General features: G+C 61.1%; 19 protein-coding genes. 9 read left to right on the top strand and 10 right to left on the bottom strand.

Going from position 1 to position 19,277, the window contains the following annotated elements; all coding sequences use genetic code 11:
• Positions 1 to 20: 20 nt before the first annotated feature.
• Genes truB through rbfA form a run of 3 tightly spaced genes read right to left on the bottom strand, consistent with a single transcriptional unit; the run spans position 21 to position 2,116 of the window.
• Positions 21 to 926 carry a tRNA pseudouridine(55) synthase TruB gene (gene truB / locus RUE5091_RS14270; protein WP_058282609.1) on the bottom strand — a complete coding sequence of 302 codons (906 nt, stop codon included), beginning with the start codon at positions 924 to 926 and terminating at the stop codon, positions 21 to 23.
• Positions 927 to 980: 54 nt separating this feature from the next.
• Positions 981 to 1,724, bottom strand: a complete 744-nt coding sequence (locus tag RUE5091_RS14265) for a phosphodiester glycosidase family protein (RefSeq protein ID WP_058282608.1) — start codon at positions 1,722 to 1,724, stop codon at positions 981 to 983.
• Positions 1,721 to 2,116 carry a 30S ribosome-binding factor RbfA gene (rbfA, locus tag RUE5091_RS14260; protein WP_058282607.1) on the bottom strand — a complete coding sequence of 132 codons (396 nt, stop codon included), beginning with the start codon at positions 2,114 to 2,116 and terminating at the stop codon, positions 1,721 to 1,723. Before rbfA ends, RUE5091_RS14265 begins: the two co-directional genes overlap by 4 nt.
• Positions 2,117 to 2,205: 89 nt before the next feature.
• Between rbfA and dapB the strand changes: the two genes are divergently transcribed.
• Positions 2,206 to 3,015: a 4-hydroxy-tetrahydrodipicolinate reductase gene (gene dapB, locus RUE5091_RS14255; protein WP_058282606.1), complete on the top strand. Its 810-nt coding sequence runs from the start codon at positions 2,206 to 2,208 to the stop codon at positions 3,013 to 3,015.
• 6 nt (positions 3,016 to 3,021) lie between these two features.
• On the opposite strand, the gene RUE5091_RS14250 is transcribed toward dapB, so the two are convergent.
• The 4 genes from RUE5091_RS14250 to tmpA all read right to left on the bottom strand — a co-directional run bounded on the left by RUE5091_RS14250 (position 3,022) and on the right by tmpA (position 6,365).
• On the bottom strand, positions 3,022 to 3,879 hold the full coding sequence (locus RUE5091_RS14250) for a hypothetical protein (protein WP_058282605.1): 858 nt from the start codon (positions 3,877 to 3,879) through the stop codon (positions 3,022 to 3,024).
• Positions 3,880 to 3,976: 97 nt separating this feature from the next.
• Positions 3,977 to 4,645, bottom strand: a complete 669-nt coding sequence (locus RUE5091_RS14245) for an ureidoglycolate lyase (protein WP_058282604.1) — start codon at positions 4,643 to 4,645, stop codon at positions 3,977 to 3,979.
• The gene (gene tmpB / locus RUE5091_RS14240; protein WP_058282603.1) at positions 4,642 to 5,232 is read right to left on the bottom strand and encodes a (R)-1-hydroxy-2-trimethylaminoethylphosphonate oxygenase; all 591 of its coding nucleotides are present in this window, start codon (positions 5,230 to 5,232) and stop codon (positions 4,642 to 4,644) included. The genes RUE5091_RS14245 and tmpB overlap by 4 nt, the downstream gene beginning before the upstream one ends.
• Positions 5,229 to 6,365 carry a 2-trimethylaminoethylphosphonate dioxygenase gene (tmpA, locus tag RUE5091_RS14235; protein ID WP_058282602.1) on the bottom strand — a complete coding sequence of 379 codons (1,137 nt, stop codon included), beginning with the start codon at positions 6,363 to 6,365 and terminating at the stop codon, positions 5,229 to 5,231. Before tmpA ends, tmpB begins: the two co-directional genes overlap by 4 nt.
• A 99-nt stretch (positions 6,366 to 6,464) precedes the next feature.
• Here tmpA and RUE5091_RS14230 point away from each other — a divergent pair, with 99 nt between their 5' ends.
• On the top strand, positions 6,465 to 7,319 hold the full coding sequence (locus tag RUE5091_RS14230; protein WP_058282601.1) for a LysR family transcriptional regulator: 855 nt from the start codon (positions 6,465 to 6,467) through the stop codon (positions 7,317 to 7,319).
• A 4-nt stretch (positions 7,320 to 7,323) separates the two neighbouring features.
• Here RUE5091_RS14230 and RUE5091_RS14225 read toward each other — a convergent pair whose 3' ends face one another.
• The gene (locus RUE5091_RS14225) at positions 7,324 to 7,518 is read right to left on the bottom strand and encodes a DUF1674 domain-containing protein (RefSeq protein WP_058282794.1); all 195 of its coding nucleotides are present in this window, start codon (positions 7,516 to 7,518) and stop codon (positions 7,324 to 7,326) included.
• Between the two features lie 89 nt (positions 7,519 to 7,607).
• On the opposite strand from RUE5091_RS14225, the gene RUE5091_RS14220 reads away from it, so the two are divergent.
• The 7 genes from RUE5091_RS14220 (at position 7,608) to RUE5091_RS14190 (ending at position 16,075) form a co-directional block, all read left to right on the top strand.
• Positions 7,608 to 8,864 carry an RsmB/NOP family class I SAM-dependent RNA methyltransferase gene (locus RUE5091_RS14220; RefSeq protein WP_058282600.1) on the top strand — a complete coding sequence of 419 codons (1,257 nt, stop codon included), beginning with the start codon at positions 7,608 to 7,610 and terminating at the stop codon, positions 8,862 to 8,864.
• 90 nt (positions 8,865 to 8,954) lie between these two features.
• Positions 8,955 to 10,694 carry a heparinase II/III family protein gene (locus RUE5091_RS14215; protein ID WP_058282599.1) on the top strand — a complete coding sequence of 580 codons (1,740 nt, stop codon included), beginning with the start codon at positions 8,955 to 8,957 and terminating at the stop codon, positions 10,692 to 10,694.
• Positions 10,695 to 10,716: 22 nt separating this feature from the next.
• Entirely contained in the window at positions 10,717 to 12,306 is a 1,590-nt protein-coding gene (purH, locus tag RUE5091_RS14210) for a bifunctional phosphoribosylaminoimidazolecarboxamide formyltransferase/IMP cyclohydrolase (protein WP_058282598.1), read from the top strand.
• Positions 12,306 to 12,776, top strand: a complete 471-nt coding sequence (gene lspA / locus RUE5091_RS14205; protein ID WP_058282597.1) for a signal peptidase II — start codon at positions 12,306 to 12,308, stop codon at positions 12,774 to 12,776. The genes purH and lspA overlap by 1 nt, the downstream gene beginning before the upstream one ends.
• 50 nt (positions 12,777 to 12,826) lie before the next feature.
• Positions 12,827 to 13,345 carry a DUF3035 domain-containing protein gene (locus tag RUE5091_RS14200; RefSeq protein WP_058282596.1) on the top strand — a complete coding sequence of 173 codons (519 nt, stop codon included), beginning with the start codon at positions 12,827 to 12,829 and terminating at the stop codon, positions 13,343 to 13,345.
• An 82-nt stretch (positions 13,346 to 13,427) separates the two neighbouring features.
• Entirely contained in the window at positions 13,428 to 14,768 is a 1,341-nt protein-coding gene (locus tag RUE5091_RS14195; RefSeq protein WP_058282595.1) for a M16 family metallopeptidase, read from the top strand.
• A complete protein-coding gene (locus tag RUE5091_RS14190) occupies positions 14,765 to 16,075 on the top strand; it encodes a M16 family metallopeptidase (protein ID WP_058282594.1) in 1,311 nt (436 codons plus the stop codon). The genes RUE5091_RS14195 and RUE5091_RS14190 overlap by 4 nt, the downstream gene beginning before the upstream one ends.
• 22 nt (positions 16,076 to 16,097) lie before the next feature.
• Here the strand turns inward: RUE5091_RS14190 and RUE5091_RS14185 are convergent, their stop codons facing one another.
• On the bottom strand, positions 16,098 to 16,913 hold the full coding sequence (locus RUE5091_RS14185) for an SDR family oxidoreductase (protein WP_058282593.1): 816 nt from the start codon (positions 16,911 to 16,913) through the stop codon (positions 16,098 to 16,100).
• A gap of 24 nt (positions 16,914 to 16,937) precedes the next feature.
• Positions 16,938 to 19,271 (bottom strand): aldehyde dehydrogenase family protein, encoded by a 2,334-nt coding sequence (locus RUE5091_RS14180; protein ID WP_058282592.1) that lies wholly within the window; start codon positions 19,269 to 19,271, stop codon positions 16,938 to 16,940.
• Positions 19,272 to 19,277 lie beyond the last annotated feature (6 nt).

Below are 19,277 nucleotides of genomic sequence, written 5' to 3'. Positions count from 1 at the left end.
CCCACCGCCTAACACGTGGTTCAGGCGACGAACACCCGGCTGGGATGCAATTCGCCGGATTTGTAGATGCCCACCGCGACCGCCTTGCCATCGAGCGAGGCCCACGCCTCATCGCCGTATTCCACGTCGGACGCCAGCACCATGCCGGGGTTGCCATTGCGCAGGCGGGTTGCGCCTTCGGGGGTGCATTTCAGCTCGGGCAGATCCGACAGACCGGTTTCCAGCGGGTGCAGGTAGTCGTCCAGCGCAGTGGTCTTCGCCATCTCGTCGATCTGTTCGATGCTCAGCCCGTCTTGGGCCTCGAATGGGCCGGACCAGATGCGGCGCAGTACCTTGACGTGGCCATGGCATCCCAGCGTTGCCCCCAAATCGCGGGCGATCGAACGGACATAGCCACCTTTGCCACAGGTCATTTCCAGAACAACGTGGTCTTCATCAGGGCGGTCGACGAGGATCAGTTCCTCAACCCACAAGGGACGCGCGGTCAGTTCCACATCCTCACCATCGCGGGCCAATTTATAGGCGCGCTGGCCGTCGATCTTCACGGCTGAAAACTTGGGTGGAACCTGCATGATATCGCCCAGAAATGGGGCAAGTGCCTGTTTGATGTCGTCATCCGAGGGGCGCGCATCGCTTTGTGCAATCACTTCACCCTCGGCATCGTCGGTGTTGGTGGCCTGACCCAGACGCACGGTGAATGTGTAGGCTTTCAGCGCATCGGTGATGTAGGGAACGGTCTTGGTCGCCTCACCCAGAGCGACAGCCAGAACGCCGGTCGCCTCGGGGTCCAGTGTGCCCGCATGGCCCGCTTTCTTGGCATCCATTGCCCAGCGCACCTTGTTGACCACCGCGGTCGAGGTCATGCCCGCAGGCTTGTCCACCACCAGCCAGCCGGAAATGTCACGACCCTTGCGTTTACGTCCCATCTTGCACCTTGCCCTTTGCTGAGGCGCGCGACCTAACGGATCACCCGGTTCCTGTCAATTTCCGGGCGTCTCTTCGACCACACCCACGATTGGCCCCAGCGAAAAGCCAACGTCAGAGCGGTTGCTGGCCCGGTCATACATCCGTGAGATGTTGCCATCGAAGAATAGCGCATTCGGCGTTTCCAGCACATCGCGGAATAGGCTGCCGAATTCGTGAAAGGTGACGTAATCCTCAGAAATCGCAAACACCGCGCGCGAGCCGTCAGCGCTGGTGCCCACCCCGTTGCGCACATAAAGCGAGGTCGAATCGGGCAGAAAACGCGGGTGCAGCTCTCCGTCGATGACCAGCATCGGGCCGGATTGGGTGGCAAAGCGGCAGTCGGGGGCCTGATCGACGAAATCCAGTGTTTCGAACACATCGGCGCGACCGTCACGGATGCAGAACACGCCATTGGGCAGCAAGCCAAAATTGCCGGGGCCGGGGTTCGGGATCACGCGCATGACCTCTTCGCCCTCTTCGACATAATGGCCGACAGGTGATCGGTCGTCGTGATACATGCCCGCGTTCATCGCAAAGGCCAGACGCTTGCCACCGGGTTCAAGCGCCTCGTTCACCGATGAGAAATGCCCCAGAAGGTCACCGTTTTCATCGTTCAGAAACAGGCGCAGGTCTTCACTGGCGGCATCCACCTCGCAAACGGTGTACCGCTTATCCTCGTGCGTCAGCTTTTCGCAGGTGACCGCCCCAGCCTGCGCAGCCCAAAGGACCGCGCCCAGCGTGGCCAGCGTGCGGATCACTCGTCCAGATCGCGGCGCACCGCGTCCTGGCTGAACATGCGGCGGGTATCGTCCAGTCGGTCAAACGTGTCATCCAGACGGAACCGCAAATCGGGCGAGAATTTCAGGTTAAGCTTCTTGCCGACCATGCGCCGCAACTCGCCCTTGTTGCGGGCCAGCAGTTCAATTACGTCCTCTTGCCCTTTGCCGCCCAGCGGCAGCACAAAGGCAGTGGCGATCTTCAGATCGGGCGAGGTGCGCACCTCACCCACAGTGATCGACATGCGGTTCAGGTCGGGGTCGTGGACATCTCCGCGTGCCAGAACCTCGGACAGAGTGCGGCGGATCAGTTCGCCGACACGCAGTTGTCGTTGGGACGGGCCGGGGCCATCGTGGAATTTGTTCTTTGCCATAACCCCGATCTAAGCCCAAAGCAGGGCTTTGCCAAGCGGGCGCGAACGGGTTAGGAGGCTTTGAGCCGACTTTAGAAAGGACCAGCGCTATGACCCATATACCGGGGATCGTCATCACAGGGGCTTCGGGCCGTATGGGGCAGATGCTGATCAAGACCGTCACTGACAGCGACCAGGCGCGTCTGGTCGGTGTGGTCGAGCGCAAGGGCCATGACTGGATCGGTCAGGATGTGGGCAAGGCGATGGGTGGTCAGGCGGTGGGCGTCACCGTCACCGATGACCCGCTCGAGGCGTTCTCGCAGGCGCAGGCGGTGATCGATTTCACTGCGCCCGAGGCGACGCTGGAATTTGCCGCGCTGGCAGCGCAGGCGCGTTGTGTACACGTGATCGGCACCACCGGAATGTCTGACGAGCAAATTGCGGCGCTGGAACCGGCCTCGCGCCACGCTGTCATCGTGCGCGCAGGGAACATGAGCCTTGGAGTCAACCTGCTGGTGCAACTGACCAAGAAAGTTGCGGCTGCACTGGATGAGGATTTCGACATCGAAGTGATCGAAGGCCACCATCACCACAAGGTCGATGCGCCTTCGGGCACCGCGCTGATGCTGGGTGAGGCCGCTGCCGAAGGACGGGGGGTCAATCTGGCCGACGTGTCCGACCGAGGGCGCGACGGCATCACTGGGGCCCGTAAACGCGGTGACATCGGCTTTCACGCCATTCGCGGTGGAGACATCGTAGGTGAGCATGACGTGCTGTTCGCCGCCCCAGGTGAACGCATTGTGCTGCGCCATCTGGCCACCGACCGCGCCATCTTTGCTCGCGGTGCCCTAAAAGCGGCGCTATGGGGGCAGGGCAAGGCCCCCGGTCAGTATGACATGGTGGATGTGCTGGGGCTGTAACCCCGTTCAGCGAAATGCGGTCAGACCGGGCGGTTCTGCGCCGTCCTGTTCTGCCGCTGCAAAGAGAAGCCCCAATCGCTGATCCCATGTCGGGTACTGGCCGGTTCGGGCATAGGTAAGGCGCTCGGACCCGATGGAAATGCCTAGGGGGGCAGCCTCACCTCCGATCACGATCTCGCCGATCTCGGTCCAGTTGGCTGACGGGGGATAGGCGGCGGGGGCGGATTCATTTGTACCACCGACGCGGTAATAGACACCCATCGTCACGATGTAGGCATCGCCAAACGGATCCGGGAAGAAAAAGCCCGAGGCATCGCGGGCCGCCAGGGCCTCGGCCTCATCGCGCAGCAGAACTTTTTCGGTAAAGGGCAGGGCCATCTCGTCCAGCACCGCGCGCATGTCCTCAGACTGCGGTACGCTGACAAAGGCAATGCGGGCTGGATCAAGGTCAAACCCTTCGGTCAAAATGCGCAACATCAGGCGCGTCGTGGTCTGACCATCAGCGTCCGCAGGGTGACAGCCGACCTCATGAAACAGGGGCAAAACGTCGGCACGCGATTTTTCATCCACATCGGCAACCCGCGCCAGCGGTTGAATGACAAAGGCGTTCGAGGGCAGCGCGGATTGATCGAAATCATGCCGCAGCCCCTCGTTAAAATCATCGCGTCCGGAGGCAATGGAAAGCGGCGCAGCTTCGTTGAAACCAAGCCCCAAGAACGTTTTTCTCAGATGATCGATCGTTTTGCCGAATTCTTGTTCGAACGCCTCATTCTGGTCTGTCGCCGCTGCCGCAACCCGCGGTAACAAGGTTCCGACCGTTGCTGCGGTTCCCAGCTGGACAACTTTGCGCCTGTTCCATCCCATCGGATACCTCCCGTGCCTGTTGGACGTGGCATCAGAGTATCACAGATGTTTCGGCTAAGGGTTAAGGGTTTCTGAAGACAGTTTTCCGGAAGAGCAGTTACAGATCCTTGATCCTATCTTCACGCAGTGGACAGGCCAGATAAACGCCGAATTCCGTGCCGATATCGGCGCTGACGCGGGCGTGGACCCGGCCCTGCCGGTCGAGGAACCGTTGATTGTCTTCGACGGGAAAAATCCCCTCATGCCAGATGCCGGGATGGATATAGAGACCTCGCGAGCCATCGCACCAGAAAGCCACTACTTTGTCCGGCGTCAGGTTGTCGCCGGGCAGCGCTGCGGGAACGATGAAGGGTTTGTTGTCCAGCGGCCAGAACATCTGTCCGCCATCTGGGTGATAATTCATATGCCACAGCAGCACCTGATCACGTGGCGCGGTTTGCTGGTCGGTCTGTGCCTGTTGTGGGTCGGCGGACCAGCCCAAAACGTAGTGGCCTTTGACCGCCTCGTTCTCACCGTACAGCACGTCGCCCTGCCAATCGCATTTGAATGTGCCTTCGACCCAGCCGCCTTCATCCCCGGTGCCTTCGTCAATCGGCCGCCAACCTTGTTGGGGCCAGCGAGCGATTTCGATCTCGAAGCTGTCCGGATCATCGACCAGACAGCCATAACCGTTGACCGATGCGTCTGTGGCCCGGATTAGAGGCACTTCGTGCCAGGGCAGGGACGGTTTTGTGCTGGCCTCAAAGATATATTCGGGGGCGTTCATGCCGTCCCCAGATGTTTGTCGACCATGCGCTGCACCATCGGCGCGAAATGGGTGAAATCAGGCGTGTCCATATCCGCGCGCTTGCCTGCCTCATCCAAGTAACGCACCTGAATGATTTCCTTCAGGTTCGGATTCGCTTCGAACTCTGCGACCTCCTCAGCGCTCATCGGCCCGCCCTGCAATTCCAGCGTATGGACCGAAGCGGTGGACAGGCGGTTGAAATATTCAGGCTTGGTGGCGCAGAGATACCGCTTGGCCGCCACGTGATAGCGGCAGCAATCGGTGATGACCGAGGGGAAGAACTGTTCCAGCACCTCAGCGCCTGCATCCTCGTGATGACGGTCCTCGGTGTCATCCGGGTGATAGGTGCCGAACTCGGAGGTAAAATGGCCGATATCGTGCAGCAATGCGCCGACGATGATTTCCTCGGACTGGCCGTTTTGTTCGGCAATGGTGGCACCTTGCAGCATGTGTTCGGCCATCGTCACCGGCTCACCCAGGTATTCCTCACCGCCGCGGCGGTCGAAAATATCCCCGATAAAGGCCACGATATTTGCGCGGTTCAGGGTCGAGAAATCAGGTTTCATTCCGCCGCCTCCGGCTGCGCCATCTCCATTGCGGCCAATGTGGACAGCAAACCATCCTTGTCGGCGTAGCACCCCTGTAGCCAACGTGAACCGGCCCCGGAATAGCCTAGCCGCGCGTGTAGCACGCGGGTGTTGTCGACTATGAAGCTCTCGCCCGGTTCCAGCTTGAACGACACGCCCATGGCTGGATCGTCGATGATCTCGCCCAGTTGGCGATAGGCGGCGTAATAGGCCTCCATCTGATCAAAGGGCACGTCAACAAAAGGCGCGGACGAGCGATTGTTAAAGCGGATGCCGACCAACTCACCATCTGGTGACAATTCGATCATCGGGCGGCGCGAACGCAGCCAAACCCCGTCCGAGCCCTTGTATTCGAATCGCGCCGGGTAACCGGTCAGCAAGGCAAAGCCCTCGGGGTTTTGATCACGCAGCTTTTCAGCGGCGCGGAACCCGTCGACGACGATTGAATCGCCTCCCTCGGCGCTGTTCTCCAGACAATAAAGGATTTGTAGCGTTGGAACCGGATCGCGATAGGGGTTGTCGGTATGGGCCTGCAAGCCAAGACCGGTATAGGCGAGATTAGTCGGGTTCACCTCGGTTCGGACCTCGAAATAGGGGCCATAGTTGGTTTCGCGGACATAGCCGAACAGATCGGCCACCTTCAGCAGCGATTCCGGTTCGGTCGGGCCGCCGGTCAACTTGGCAAAGCCGAATTCGGCCACAGCGGCCAGCCAGTCGCGTTTGGCGGCGGGCTTGGCGTGGACCTCGGTCCAGTCGCCGCTGGGTGCGCCGATGCCGCGTTCCCAGGTGGTGATGCCCGGGGCGATGCGCCCGGTGTCTTGCGCCCTGTCGCAATCATAAACGTGATCGGCCAGCCAATCGGCGGGGAAGGTCGCGGTCTTGCCTTCTGGCTGGAAGGTGACGCTCAGATCGCCATTAATGACATCGGCGGTGCTGACTGACACATCGGCAGGAATATCGCCGATGGTGATCAGGCGTTGCCCGTTCCCGGGCGCGCGGGTGTCGGGGTCCAGCGCGTTGTCGCGCAGCCAGATGGCGTGGAACCGGGCCTGGGTGCCGGTGTCAAATTCAACGGTTACGACCGAGGCGTCATGGATGGCAGAGCGCAGCATGGGGGGTCTCCTGTTCAGCGCGGGCTTTGGTTGAGGAAATAAGCGCCTCGTGGCATTAAGACAATTAATCCTTCTTTCTGCTGAGGCTTGGAAAAACTTATGGCTAAGAAAAAGGTCGGATTGCCGCCGCTGGATTGGTTGCGCGTATTCGAAGTCGCCGGGCGACTGGGCGGGTTCTCGGCAGCGGCGAAAGAGTTCGGGCTGACTCAGGCGGCGGTCAGTCAGCGCATCGGCAACCTTGAGGCCTGGCTGGGCCGCACGCTGTTCGTGCGCGAGGCGCGGGGCGTGTCGCTGACGGTCGAAGGTGAAAGCTATCTTCCGCTGGTGCAGGACAGCTTGCAGGCGCTTGAACGCAATACCGAAGACCTGTTCGGAAAATCCCCGCGTGAACTGCGAGTAGCCGGGTTGGCCTCGAATATTCACGCGCTTGTGGTGCCAAGCCTGGCGCGGTTTCAGGCTGTGCAGCCGAATGTGCGAGTGGTGACCGATTCCGTGGCGCGCCGGTCGTCGTTGGACGAGGAACGAACCTGGCTGCAAATCCGGTATGGGCGCGGAGCCTGGCCGGGGCGGGATGCCGAATTGATAGCGCCCGAAGTTTTGGTGCCGATGGTTGCACCAGATGTGGACTGGGGCGCGTCGTTGATTGATCTGCGCGGTGAGCGGCCCGGTTGGCGAGACTGGTCACGTAAGATGAGGCAGGGAGAAGTGACCCTGTCCAACATAAGCTTCGATTCGATGGAGCACGCTCTGTCAGCGGCCCGGCAGGGGATGGGTGTAGTGTTGGGATCGGTGCCCTTGGCCAAGGCGGATCTGCAGGCCGGGCGTTTGCGCAAGTTGGATCTGCCAGAGCTGAAAACGCGGGACGGGTACTGGCTGACCTGGCCCGAAGAGCGCGCAAAATCCAAGAAACAGCGCGCTTTGATTGCCGATTTCCTTCAAGTGCTGCGGGCCTGAGCGCTTAAAAGTCTATTGCGATGCCCTTCTTCTCCCAATCGCCAAAGCGGGCCGGGTCAGGGCCGTCGCGCCCACCCAGTTCCTTGGGCATCTCTTCTGCCTCAACTTCTGCCTTTTTGCGACGCTCTTCGGCTTCGGCCAGCGCGCGCTGGGCGGCAGGCGGCAGGTCTTTGCGGGCGTCATTTGTGGTGTCGGGCATGACATCGGGTTCCTTTCCGTGCACGGGCTTGATATACGCCCGCGTCCGCCCTTGGCAATGCAGGCGGAAGATAATTCAAAGGCGGTTCCATGTCCGACAACGCAACGGCGGCGCGACGCAGCGCGATCTATCTGCTGGATCAGATTTTGGGCGAGGGACGGCTATTGTCGGAATGCCTGGCCGCAGGGGCGCTGGATCGGCTGGGCCCCGAAGACCGCGCGCGGGCGCAGCGTCTGGCCCTGCAAACTCTGCGTGGGCTGGAACGTGCTGACCGTCTGCTGGACAATCACCTGAACCGGACACCTGCGCTAACGGTCCACAACGCCCTGCGCCTTGGCGCGGTTGAGTTGTGCCACGGAGAGGCCGCGCATGGTGTCGTCAACTCGATGGTCGAGATCGTAGGGCGGTCGCGCAAGCATGGTCGGCTTAAAGGGCTGGTCAACGCCGTGCTGCGCAAGGTTGCCGCCGAAGGACCGGATGCATGGCCCAAAATGCGGGTGCCGCGCCTTCCGGAATGGCTGCGCGGGCCGCTGATTATGGCCTGGGGCGCTGAGGCCGTTGCAAGCATGGAACAGGCACATTTCTCAGGTGCACCGCTGGACCTGACGCTGAAACCGGGGGCATCGGGGCCGGGTGAGGCGTTACCGACGGGCTCGATGCGCATACAGGACCCGGGGCAGGTTTCGGCCCTGCCGGGATTTGATCAGGGCGATTGGTGGGTGCAAGACGCGGCGGCGGCCTTGCCGGTGCGTATTCTGGCGCCGAAGGCTGGGGAAACCGTGCTGGACCTCTGCGCCGCGCCGGGGGGCAAGACACTGCAACTGGCGGCTGCCGGGGCTAAGGTGACGGCTCTGGATATCTCGGATTCCCGGCTGGAACGGGTGCGCGAGAACCTCAATCGCACTGGCTTAAAGGCGCAGGTCATCGCGGGCGACGCGCTGGAACATCAAGGCCAGTACGACGCCATCCTGCTGGACGCGCCCTGTTCGGCCACTGGCACCATTCGACGCCACCCGGACCTGCCCTTTGCCAAGGACGGTTCTGAATTCGGCGGGTTGATCGAACTGCAGGCGCAGATGCTAGCCCATGCCTGGACTCTGCTCAAACCCGGTGGGCGGTTGGTCTATTGCACATGTTCCCTGCTGCCCGACGAAGGCGAGGTACAGATCGAAGAAGCGCTGGATCAATATCCCGACATGAGTATCGAGCACGAAGCGCTGGGCGTGACCGGGGTGGATCAAAGCTGGATCACCGAAGAAGGCGGCCTGCGTCTGCGGCCCGATTATTGGGTGGATCGCGGTGGCATGGACGGGTTCTATATCGCCTGCCTGAACAAATCCGCCTGACGGCACGCTTTTCGATGACTTGACGCGCGCACCGGTCTATCGTTGGGTCTCAGGCGCCAGGAGAGCGCGAGAGGCAGAGTAACGAGCGTCATGTCAAATTCAGATACCATGACAAACCGGTGGACGCGGTTTCAGAACCGCCTGTATGCGCGGCTCAGCCAGCGGCGCAAGGCCTTCATCGGCTTCGTGACCGAGCCCGAACCGCGCACAGTGGGATCGTTTGCCCGAGGGCGGCAGCTTGTTGCCGGAAATCTACTGTTTGCCGGATATCTGGTCGAGGCAGAGGATACTGGCCTGTGGGACGTGACCGCACCCAGTACCGGCTTTGACAATGAACGCCATGGTTTTGCTTGGTTGGACGATCTGGCCGCCGTTGGTGATATGCGCGCGCGGGAAAAGGCCCAGCGTTGGGTGTGGGGCTGGATCGACACGCATGGCCGCGGGCAGGGGCCGGGCTGGGCGCCCGATCTGACCGGTCGCCGGGTGATGCGCTGGATCAATCACGCTGCTTTCCTTCTGCGCGGGATGGACGACAAGCAAACCGCTGTGTTCTTTCGCGCACTGGCGCAGCAAACCTGGTTCTTGTCCAAACGCTGGTCCGCAGCCACGCCGGGACTGCCCCGGTTCGAGGCTCTGGCCGGTCTGGTTCAGGCCGGTCTGGCGCTGAAGGGGCTGGAGCAGATGGCTGACCCGGCCCTGCGCGCACTGGGAAGGGAATGCGAAAGGCAGATCGACGCACAGGGCGGCATCTCCACCCGCAATCCTGAAGAGCTGCTTGAGGTGTTTACTCTGCTGTCCTGGACCTCAGCCGCGCTGAGCGATCAGGGACGGGGCACCCCCGGTGCGCAAGCCGATGCGATCAAACGCATGGCACCGACCTTGCGCAGTTTGCGCCATTCCGACGGCGCGCTGGCCCGCTTTCATGGCGGTGGGCGCGGGGTCGAAGGGCGGTTGGACCAGGCGCTGGCCCAAAGCGGGGTTCGCCCGCAGAACGCGACCGGGCTGGCGATGGGGTTTGCGCGGCTCTATGCGGCCCGAACCAGTGTGATCGTCGATGCCAGTGTGCCGCCAAAAGGGGCGGCATCCTATAATGCTCATGCCTCGACCTTGGCGTTCGAGGTGACCTCGGGGCGGCGGCCGCTGATTGTGAACTGTGGATCGGGCGAAAGTTTCGGCACGGAATGGCGGCGGGCCGGACGCGCGACGCCTTCGCATACGACCCTATGCCTGGACGGATATTCCAGCGCGCGTCTGGCACCGGCGGGGAATGGTGGCGAAAGAGAGGCTTTGGTCGATGCGCCGGAAGACGTGCCGACTGATTTCGAAGACGCCTTCGAAGGGGCTCGCTTCATGGTTGGGCATGACGGTTACACCAAAGTGTTCGGCCTGACCCATGCGCGCACGTTCGAGCTGCGTTTTGATGGGCGAGAACTGACCGGGGAGGATATTCTGCTGACCGCCACTGACAAGGCCAAGCGGCAGTTTGACCGGGCGCTGGACGCTTCGGGCCTGAATGGGGTGGGGTTTGACATCCGGTTTCACCTGCATCCTGACGTGGATGCAGCCATTGATCTGGGGGGCGCGGCGGTGTCGATGGCGCTTAAAAGCGGTGAAATCTGGGTGTTTCGTCATGATGGTGTGGGAAAATTATCAGTTGAACCAAGTGTTTACCTTGAAAAAGGACGTTTAAAGCCTCGCGCGACAAAACAGATCGTTCTATCCGGGCGCGCAATGGAGTATGCGACGCGCATCCGGTGGACGCTGAGTAAGGCTCAGGATACAGCCTATGCCGTGCGCGACTTGCACCGGGACGAGCCCGAGTTTGACTGACGCCAAAAGGACCTTTGGACCCATGACTGATCTTCACCCCGTGCGCCGCGCGTTACTTTCCGTTTCCGATAAGACCGGATTGATCGAGCTGGGAAAGGCCCTGGCCGAACGCGGGGTCGAGCTGTTGTCGACCGGCGGTACCGCCAAGGCGCTGCGTGATGCAGGGCTAGAGGTCAAGGATGTCAGCGAGATCACCGGCTTCCCCGAGATGATGGATGGCCGCGTCAAGACGCTGCACCCGATGGTGCATGGCGGCCTGCTGGCGCTGCGCGACAATGACAGCCACGTGGCTGCGATGAATGAACATGGCATCGGTGCGATCGACTTGCTGGTTGTGAACCTCTATCCGTTCGAGGCCACCGTGGCCAAAGGTGCCGATTACGACACCTGCATCGAAAACATTGATATCGGCGGCCCGGCCATGATCCGCGCGGCCTCGAAGAACCACGCCTTTGTCAACGTGGTGGTGGATGTTCAGGATTACGACGCGCTGCTGGCTGAACTGGCGGCCAATGATGGCCAGACTTCTTACGCGTTCCGTCAGAACCTGGCGCAAACGGCCTATGCCCGGACCGCCGCCTACGACGCCGCCGTGTCGAACTGGATGGCCGATGCGCTGGCCGCTGAGGCCCCGCGCCGTCGCGCCTTTGCCGGTGAGTTGAAGCAGACCCTGCGTTATGGCGAGAACAGCCATCAGCAGGCGGCCTTTTATACCGATGGCACGAACCGCCCCGGCGTGGCGACCGCCGTGCAGCATCAAGGCAAGGAACTGAGCTACAACAATATCAACGACACGGATGCGGCGTTCGAACTGGTGGCCGAGTTCAACCCGAGCGACACTGCCGCCTGCGCCATCATCAAACATGCCAACCCCTGCGGCGTGGCCAAAGGTGCGACCTTGCTTGAGGCCTACAAGGCCGCGTTTGATTGCGACCGTACCTCTGCCTTTGGCGGAATCGTCGCGTTGAATCAGCCGCTGGACGCAGAAACCGCGCAAGAGATTACCGGCATCTTTACCGAGGTTGTGATCGCCCCGGGTGCCTCGGACGAGGCCAAGGCGATCTTTGCAGCCAAGAAGAACTTGCGCCTGCTAACCACCGAAGCCCTGCCGGATGTGACCGCTGGTGGCAAAACCGTGCGTCAGGTGGCCGGGGGCCTGCTGGTGCAGGACAAGGATAACGGGTTCGTCGGCATGGATGATCTGCAGGTCGTGACCAAAAAAGCCCCGACCGAGGAGCAAATGCGCGACCTGCTGTTCGCGTGGAAAGTGGCCAAGCACGTCAAGTCCAACGCCATCGTCTACGTCAAGGACGGCGCGACCGTGGGTGTCGGTGCGGGTCAGATGAGCCGCTTGGACTCGGCCATGATTGCCGCGAAGAAAGCCGAACGCATGGCTGACGCGCTCGGCTTGCCGCAACCACTGACCATCGGGTCTGCCGTGGCCTCGGACGCGTTCTTCCCCTTCCCCGACGGTCTGATGGAGGCTGCCGAGGCAGGCGCGACCTGCGTTATCCAGCCCGGTGGCTCGATGCGCGATGATAAGGTGATCGCCGCTGCGGATGAGGCTGGTCTGGCCATGGTCTTCACCGGCATGCGCCACTTCCGCCACTGATGCGCTCGCGTCTTCTGCTCTGGGCCGCGCTGGCCGCGTTTGCGATCGACCAGATCAGCAAGTATCTGGTCGTTCACGTGATGCGCGTGGCCGAGGGCAATATCGACGTGCTGCCACCGCTGCTGGTGTTCAAATACGGCGAGAATCGGGGCATCAATTTCGGCCTGTTTCAGGGCGACAGCGACACTGCCCGGTGGGTGCTGATTGGTATCTCGTTGGCTGTGTCGGTCGGTGTGCTGATTTGGCTGTTGCGCACGGTTCCGTCAAAGCTGGCGCTGTTCTGCGGCGGGATGCTGATCGGCGGCGCGCTTGGGAACGTGGTGGACCGGGTGCTGTACGGCTATGTTCTAGATTTCCTGAACATGTCCTGCTGCGGCATCAACAATCCGTTTGTGTTCAACCTGGCCGACGTGTTCATCTTTGCCGGTGCTTTCGGACTTGTGTTGTTCGATGGCAAAAAGCCCTCGTGACGCGCCGGGTGATATGCGATAAAAGCGCCTGAAACTGGCTGGAGACTCTGATGCGGTTGCCGCGTTCCATATTTGCTGTGACATTGGCCTTTGCGGTTGCCGGGTGCTCGAATATCGGTTTGCGCCATCTTGAGGCACCGGGGGACGGCCCGGATGAGTTTTCGGTCATGCCGGTCAAACCGCTGACCCAGCCCAAAGATTACCAGTTCCTGCCCGCGCCCACGCCGGGTGGCGCCAACCTGACCGATCCGAACCCCAAAGCCGATGCCGTGGTGGCACTGGGCGGCAGCGAGGCGGCGCTGAATCCAAATGCGGCAATCCCTGCGTCGGATGGCGCGTTGGTGACGGCCTCCAGCCGCTACGGCGTACCGTCCAACACGCGTCAGGTCGTTGACACCGAGGATGCCGAGTTCCGCAGAAAGCAGGGCCGTTTGACCCGCTTGCGCCTGTTCAAGGTGGACCGCTATTCGCAGGTTTACCGACGCGAAACTCTTGATGCCAATCAGCAGAACGAATCAGCGCGTCGGGCCGGGGTTGAAACTCCCTCGGCGCCACCGGCTGATGAATAAATCTTAACTTTCCGTCATCGGCCTTGAACCTGCGCACCACAACCGTAGTTTGAACACCATCAAACGAAACGGAGGACGCCCCATGGTTCGGGCCCTTGCATTGTCTGTCGCCCTGTTCGCCGCCACCCCTTTGCTGGCCAAGGAAGGGCACGAGGCGGTCACCACTTTCACGCTGGATAACGGCATGGATGTCGTCGTGATCGAAGATCACCGCGCCCCGGTCGTGCAGCACATGGTCTGGTATCGTGCCGGATCGGCGGATGAGCCCGTCGGTTCCTCCGGTGTGGCGCATTTCCTCGAACATTTGCTGTTCAAGGGAACCGATACGCTGGCACCTGGCGAGTTTTCCGCCACCGTTGCGGCCAATGGCGGCAATGACAACGCGTTCACCTCATACGACTACACCGCCTATTTCCAACGTGTCGCCGCCGACCGGCTGGAGCTGATGATGCGGATGGAAGCGGATCGGATGCGCAATATCCGCCTGGGCGAAGAGGATATCGTGACTGAGCGTGACGTGATCCTCGAAGAACGTAACCAGCGTACCGAAAACAGCCCGCGGGCTCTGTTCGGTGAACAGATGAGCGCGGCGCAGTATCTGAACCACCGTTACGGCGTGCCGATCATCGGCTGGAAGCACGAGATGGAGTCGTTGGATATGGAGGACGCACTGTCCTTCTATCAGACCCATTACGCGCCCAATAACGCCATTCTGGTGGTGACCGGCGATGTGGAGCCGGACGAAGTCAAAATGCTGGCTGAAGAATATTACGGCGTCATCCCCGCCAATCCGGACCTGCCCGAACGGGTGCGTTCGCAAGAACCGCCACAAACGGCCGAGCGTCGCCTGACCTTCAAGGACGCGCGCGTTTCACAGCCTTATGTGCAGCGCAGTTATCTGGCCCCTGAACGGGATACGGGTGCGCAGGAAAAAGCCGCCGCGCTATTCCTACTGGCCGAATTGCTAGGGGGGAGCACCACGTCCTACCTGAACGAAAAACTGCAATTCGAACAGCAGAAGGTCGTTTATACCGGTGCCTTCTATCGCGGCGTGTCGCTGGACGACACGACCTTTGATCTGTTGGTCGTTCCGGCCCAGGGCGTGTCGCTGCAAGAAGCCGAGGATGCGATGGATCAAGCCGTGGCCGATTTCATCGCTGAAGGTGTGAACGAAGAAGACCTTGACCGGATCAAGATGCAGCTGCGCGCGGCCCAAACCTATGCGCGTGACAATGTGGACGGGATCGGCAATCGCTATGGCCGTGCCCTGACCAGCGGCCTGACGGTCGAGGATGTACAGGCGTGGCCCGATATCCTGCAGGCCGTGACCGGGGAAGAAATCATCGCCGCCGCCCGTGAGGTTCTACAGCCCGAGGCGTCGGTCACCGGATGGCTGATGCGCGACGATGAGGTGACGCAATGAAACGGATTTTTGCAACCCTGATCGCCGTTGTCATCGCGCTGCCTGCCTGGGCTGAGATCGAGATCGAAGAGGTCACCTCACCCGGCGGAATCACCGCATGGCTGGTCGAGGATCACTCGATCCCCTTCACCGCGCTGGAACTACGTTTTCGCGGTGGTACCTCGCTGGATGAGCCCGGCAAACGCGGCGCCATCTATCTGATGAGCGGTCTGATCGAAGAAGGCGCAGGTGACATGGACGCCCGCACCTATGCGCGCGAGTTGGAGTCACTGGCGGCCTCGTTCCGGTACAATGCTTCGGATGACTCGGTGTCGATTTCCGCGCAGTTTCTGACCGAGAACCGGGATGAGGTCATCGACCTGTTGCGCACCACCATCCACGAACCGCGGTTCGATGAGGATGCGGTCGAGCGGGTGAAAGCGCAGATTCTGTCCGGCCTGCGTTCGGACCAGACCGATCCCAATGACATTGCAGGGCGCAACTTTGCACAGATGGCCTATGGCGATCACCCCTATGGGTCCGAGGGCAAGGGAACAATCGAGAGCGTGTCTGCGCTGACGCGCGATGACGTAGTGACCGCCTATGACAATGTATTCGCCAAGGACCGCCTCTATGTCGGCGCGGTGGGTGACATTTCCCCAGAAGAGCTGGGCGCTCTGCTGGACAAGCTGCTGGCAGGCTTGCCTGAGGTTGGAAAACCCATTCCGGACCGAGCTGATGTGGATATCGCGGGCGGTGTCAGCGTGGTCGAGTTCGATACACCGCAATCCGTCGCCTTGTTCGGTCATGCGGGGATCGACCGTGATGATCCGGATTTCTTTGCGGCCTTTGTCCTGAACCACATTCTTGGTGGCGGCGGCTTTGAAAGTCGTCTGATGCAGGAGGTGCGCGAAAAGCGTGGCCTGACTTATGGGGTCGCGACCTATCTGGTGCCCAAGGATCTGGCCTCGGTCTATCTGGGCTCGGTGTCCTCGGCCAATGACCGTATAGCCGAAGCCGTGGAAGTGATCCGCGACGAATGGGCCCGTGCTGCGAGCGAAGGCGTGACCCAGAAAGAGCTGGACGACGCCAAGACCTATCTGACTGGTGCCTATCCGCTGCGGTTCGATGGCAATGGTCCGATTGCCGGGATCATGGTTGGTATGCAGATGGAGAACCTGCCCATCGACTACATTGCCACCCGCAATGACAAGGTGAACGCGGTGACGCTGGAAGATGTGAATCGCGTCGCAAGTGAATTGCTCGACCCCGAAGGGCTACACTTTACCGTTGTCGGCAAACCCGAAGGCTTGGAAACCACAAACTGATCAAAGGGGGCTGAGCCGGTGCTCAGCCCTTTTTTCCCGCTGCGCCACGCAGCATTTGTCCCATCATCTGCCCGAACTTGCCTGACCCGCGCTGATACAGCGCGCCGTCCACGGACAGGACCGTACCGCTGATATAGCTGGCCATATCCGAGCTGAGAAACAGGCAGGCATTGGCGACGTCCTTTGTGTTCCCCCAACGCCCCAGCGGCACATCGCGGCGCAGCTCTTCATGGGCATTTTCCGTCGGTGCCAGGCGCCGTGCGCCCTCGGTCCCTTCGATAAAGCCCGGCACGACTGAGTTTACGCGGATGCCCTCGACCCCCCACTCCATCGACAAGGTACGAGTGATTTGATCGACGCCTGCCTTGGCAGCGCAGACATGGGCTTGCCCTTCGTAAGGCAGAAACGCCTGCGGGGCCGAGATGTTGATGATGCTGGCGCCGGGGCGTTTTAAATAGGGGTACGCGCCTTTCATCACATGGACCGTGCCCATCAGGTCGATGTCCACCACTGTCTTGAATGCGTTGACTGACATCTCGGATGTCAGCGCCGGGAAATTCCCCGCCGCGCCCGAGACCAGAACGTCGAAATCGCCCAATGCGTCGTGGAATTGTTTCAGCCCGTCCGCCACTGCTTGCGCGTCACGCACATCAAAGGCCGCGCCGACAACTTCGGCTGCACCGACCTCTTTCAACGCGACAAGCGTGGCATCCACCTTATCCTGCGACCGGCTTGCAACGGCCAGTTTGGCACCCGAGGCCGCGAAGGCCTCGGCAATGCCTCGGTTGATGCCGCTGGTGCCGCCAATGACGATGACGGTTTGTCCTGAGAAATCCATGTAGGCCTCCCTAAAGCGGGAGCCCTACTCGCCGTAGGGCACCCAGATGTTTTTCACTTCGGTTGCAGCCTGCAGGAAGCGGCGCGAATGGTCCACGCCCCAATCGATTGCCGTCGCGTTATTCACCCAGGTCCGTTTCAGGTTCCCGGCCGAGACGACCTCTATCTCTTTTGAAAGATCGGTGGACGAGAAGGACCAGACAGCATCGACGTTCAGGTGCGATGCCAGCGGTTTTGCCAGCTCTGCATGGCTGCCGGTCAAGATATTGACCACGCCAGCGGGGACGTCAGACGTCTCAAGGATCTGGTAGAAATCAGTCGCTGCCAGAGGGTAGGGCTCTGAGGTCACCAGGACTGTCCGATTCCCCATCGCAATCGCCGGGGCCATGGCCGAGACCAGACCTAACAGTGGCGCCTCATCCGCACAAAGCGCGCCGATGACACCCACGGATTCCTTCATGGCAATCGCCACGCCACGGATCGGAACGCCGTGCACCTGACCGTCATACTTGTCGGCCCAGGCGGCGGCGGTGAACAGGCGCTGGATTGAAGCTTCGACCTCTTTCGCACCGTCTTTCTTGCCGGTCATCGCGTCGATGCGAGCGGCAAACTCGTCGGCGCGAGCCGAGAGGTTTTCGCCGATGTAGTACAGGATCTGTGCCCGCAGATGGCCGGTGGTCTTGGACCATCCATTGGCCCCTGCCGCAGCTTCAACCGCATTGCGGACGTCCTTGCGATTGGCGAGGCCCACGTGGCCCAGCAGACCGGACTTGCCCCAGACAGGTTTAGAATAGCCGCTGTCAGGCCGCGCCTGCTTGCCGCCGACATACATCTTGGCAGTGCGGTCGATTGGGTCGACAGGGGCACCTTCGCCGGTGGTCGCATCGACCTTTGCCAGCGGCTTGGCGTTGCCCTTGGGCTTGGTATAGGCTGTCAGCCCTTCCCAACCGCCTTCGCGACCAAAGCCGCTTTCACGCACACCGCCAAAGCCAGCGGCCGCATCGAACAGATTGGTGGCATTCACCCAAACCACGCCCGCGACCAGCTTGGGCGCGATATCCAGTGCAAGGTTCACATTCTCGGTCCACACGGTCGCAGCCAACCCGTAACGGGTGTTGTTGGCCAGCTCGACCGCCTCTTCCGGCGTGCGGAAGGTCGAGGACACCAGCACCGGGCCAAAGATTTCTTCCTGCATCAGCGGGTCGGATGTTTCCAATCCCGAGATCAGCGTCGGGGGGTAATAACACCCGTTTGCCGGCAGATCGCACGCGGCTTGGTGCACGTGACCAGCGGTGTTGCTTTCGACCATGCTTTTGATGGTTTGCAGTTGGACCGGGTCAACAACCGCGCCCACATCAATGCACTTATCCAGCGGATCGCCGATGCGCAGCTTGTCCATCCGTGCGCGCAACTTGTGATGGAAGCGATCAGCGATGCCTTCCTGCACCAACAGGCGCGAGCCGGCACAGCAGACCTGCCCCTGATTGAACCAGATCGCGTCGACCAGACCTTCGATGGCACTGTCGATATCGGCATCATCAAAGACGACGTAGGCTGACTTGCCGCCCAGCTCCAATGTCAGTTCCTTGCCGGAACCCGCGGTTGCTTCACGGATGCGGCGGCCCACAACTGTCGAGCCGGTAAAGGCGATCTTGTCCACGTCCGCGTTCACGATCATCTCACCCACCGCACCGTCTCCGGTAACAATGTTGACCACGCCTTTCGGCAGTCCGGCTTGCGAACAGATATCAGCAAACAGCAACGCGGTCAGCGAGGTGTACTCGGCCGGTTTCAGAACTACCGTGTTGCCCATGGCCAGGGCCGGAGCAATCTTCCACGACAGCATCAGCAGCGGGAAATTCCACGGAATGATCTGCCCGCAAACGCCCAACGCCTCAGCATCGGGCAGTTCGCTTTCCATCAGCTGCGCCATGCCCGCGTGGTAGTAGAAATGACGCTGCGCCAACGGGATGTCGATGTCGCGTGATTCACGGATCGGCTTGCCGTTGTCGAGGCTCTCAAGCACCGCAAACAGGCGCGAATGCTTCTGCAACAAGCGCGCGATGGCATAGAGGTACCGCGCACGACCTGCACCGCCCAGCTTCTCCCATTTCGGTTGCGCCTTTCGGGCGGCAGAAACGGCAGTATCCACATCGGCCTGTTTGGCTTGCGTCAGCTTGGCCAAAACCTCTCCGGTCGCCGGGTTGCGGCTGTCGAACCCTTTGCCGGGTTTGGTGAACGCACCATCGATATAGTGACCGAACTTGTCGCCCTGATCGACCAGCCAGGCCAGAGCCTCGGCGGCACTTTCGGGGGCAGGGCCGTAATCCATGGTTTCGAATATCTCTTTGACTGTCATTGTTTT

Source organism: Ruegeria denitrificans (genome assembly GCF_001458295.1).
Taxonomy (GTDB): Bacteria; Pseudomonadota; Alphaproteobacteria; order Rhodobacterales; family Rhodobacteraceae; genus Ruegeria; species Ruegeria denitrificans.
Note: the sequence above shows the minus strand (reverse complement) of the source record. Positions and strands in the feature narration are given on the sequence as shown.

Excerpts from the sequence above, each read along its gene's own strand:
- RUE5091_RS14245 (WP_058282604.1), bottom strand. The coding sequence starts at position 4,645 with ATGAACGCCCCCGAATATATCTTTGAGGCCAGCACAAAACCGTCCCTG.
- RUE5091_RS14225 (WP_058282794.1), bottom strand. The coding sequence starts at position 7,518 with ATGCCCGACACCACAAATGACGCCCGCAAAGACCTGCCGCCTGCCGCC.
- RUE5091_RS14220 (WP_058282600.1), top strand. The coding sequence starts at position 7,608 with ATGTCCGACAACGCAACGGCGGCGCGACGCAGCGCGATCTATCTGCTG.
- RUE5091_RS14190 (WP_058282594.1), top strand. The coding sequence starts at position 14,765 with ATGAAACGGATTTTTGCAACCCTGATCGCCGTTGTCATCGCGCTGCCT.
- RUE5091_RS14200 (WP_058282596.1), top strand. The coding sequence starts at position 12,827 with ATGCGGTTGCCGCGTTCCATATTTGCTGTGACATTGGCCTTTGCGGTT.
- RUE5091_RS14180 (WP_058282592.1), bottom strand. The coding sequence starts at position 19,271 with ATGACAGTCAAAGAGATATTCGAAACCATGGATTACGGCCCTGCCCCC.
- RUE5091_RS14185 (WP_058282593.1), bottom strand. The coding sequence starts at position 16,913 with ATGGATTTCTCAGGACAAACCGTCATCGTCATTGGCGGCACCAGCGGC.
- tmpB (WP_058282603.1), bottom strand. The coding sequence starts at position 5,232 with ATGAAACCTGATTTCTCGACCCTGAACCGCGCAAATATCGTGGCCTTT.
- dapB (WP_058282606.1), top strand. The coding sequence starts at position 2,206 with ATGACCCATATACCGGGGATCGTCATCACAGGGGCTTCGGGCCGTATG.
- truB (WP_058282609.1), bottom strand. The coding sequence starts at position 926 with ATGGGACGTAAACGCAAGGGTCGTGACATTTCCGGCTGGCTGGTGGTG.
- RUE5091_RS14195 (WP_058282595.1), top strand. The coding sequence starts at position 13,428 with ATGGTTCGGGCCCTTGCATTGTCTGTCGCCCTGTTCGCCGCCACCCCT.
- tmpA (WP_058282602.1), bottom strand. The coding sequence starts at position 6,365 with ATGCTGCGCTCTGCCATCCATGACGCCTCGGTCGTAACCGTTGAATTT.
- RUE5091_RS14230 (WP_058282601.1), top strand. The coding sequence starts at position 6,465 with ATGGCTAAGAAAAAGGTCGGATTGCCGCCGCTGGATTGGTTGCGCGTA.
- rbfA (WP_058282607.1), bottom strand. The coding sequence starts at position 2,116 with ATGGCAAAGAACAAATTCCACGATGGCCCCGGCCCGTCCCAACGACAA.
- purH (WP_058282598.1), top strand. The coding sequence starts at position 10,717 with ATGACTGATCTTCACCCCGTGCGCCGCGCGTTACTTTCCGTTTCCGAT.
- lspA (WP_058282597.1), top strand. The coding sequence starts at position 12,306 with ATGCGCTCGCGTCTTCTGCTCTGGGCCGCGCTGGCCGCGTTTGCGATC.
- RUE5091_RS14215 (WP_058282599.1), top strand. The coding sequence starts at position 8,955 with ATGTCAAATTCAGATACCATGACAAACCGGTGGACGCGGTTTCAGAAC.
- RUE5091_RS14250 (WP_058282605.1), bottom strand. The coding sequence starts at position 3,879 with ATGGGATGGAACAGGCGCAAAGTTGTCCAGCTGGGAACCGCAGCAACG.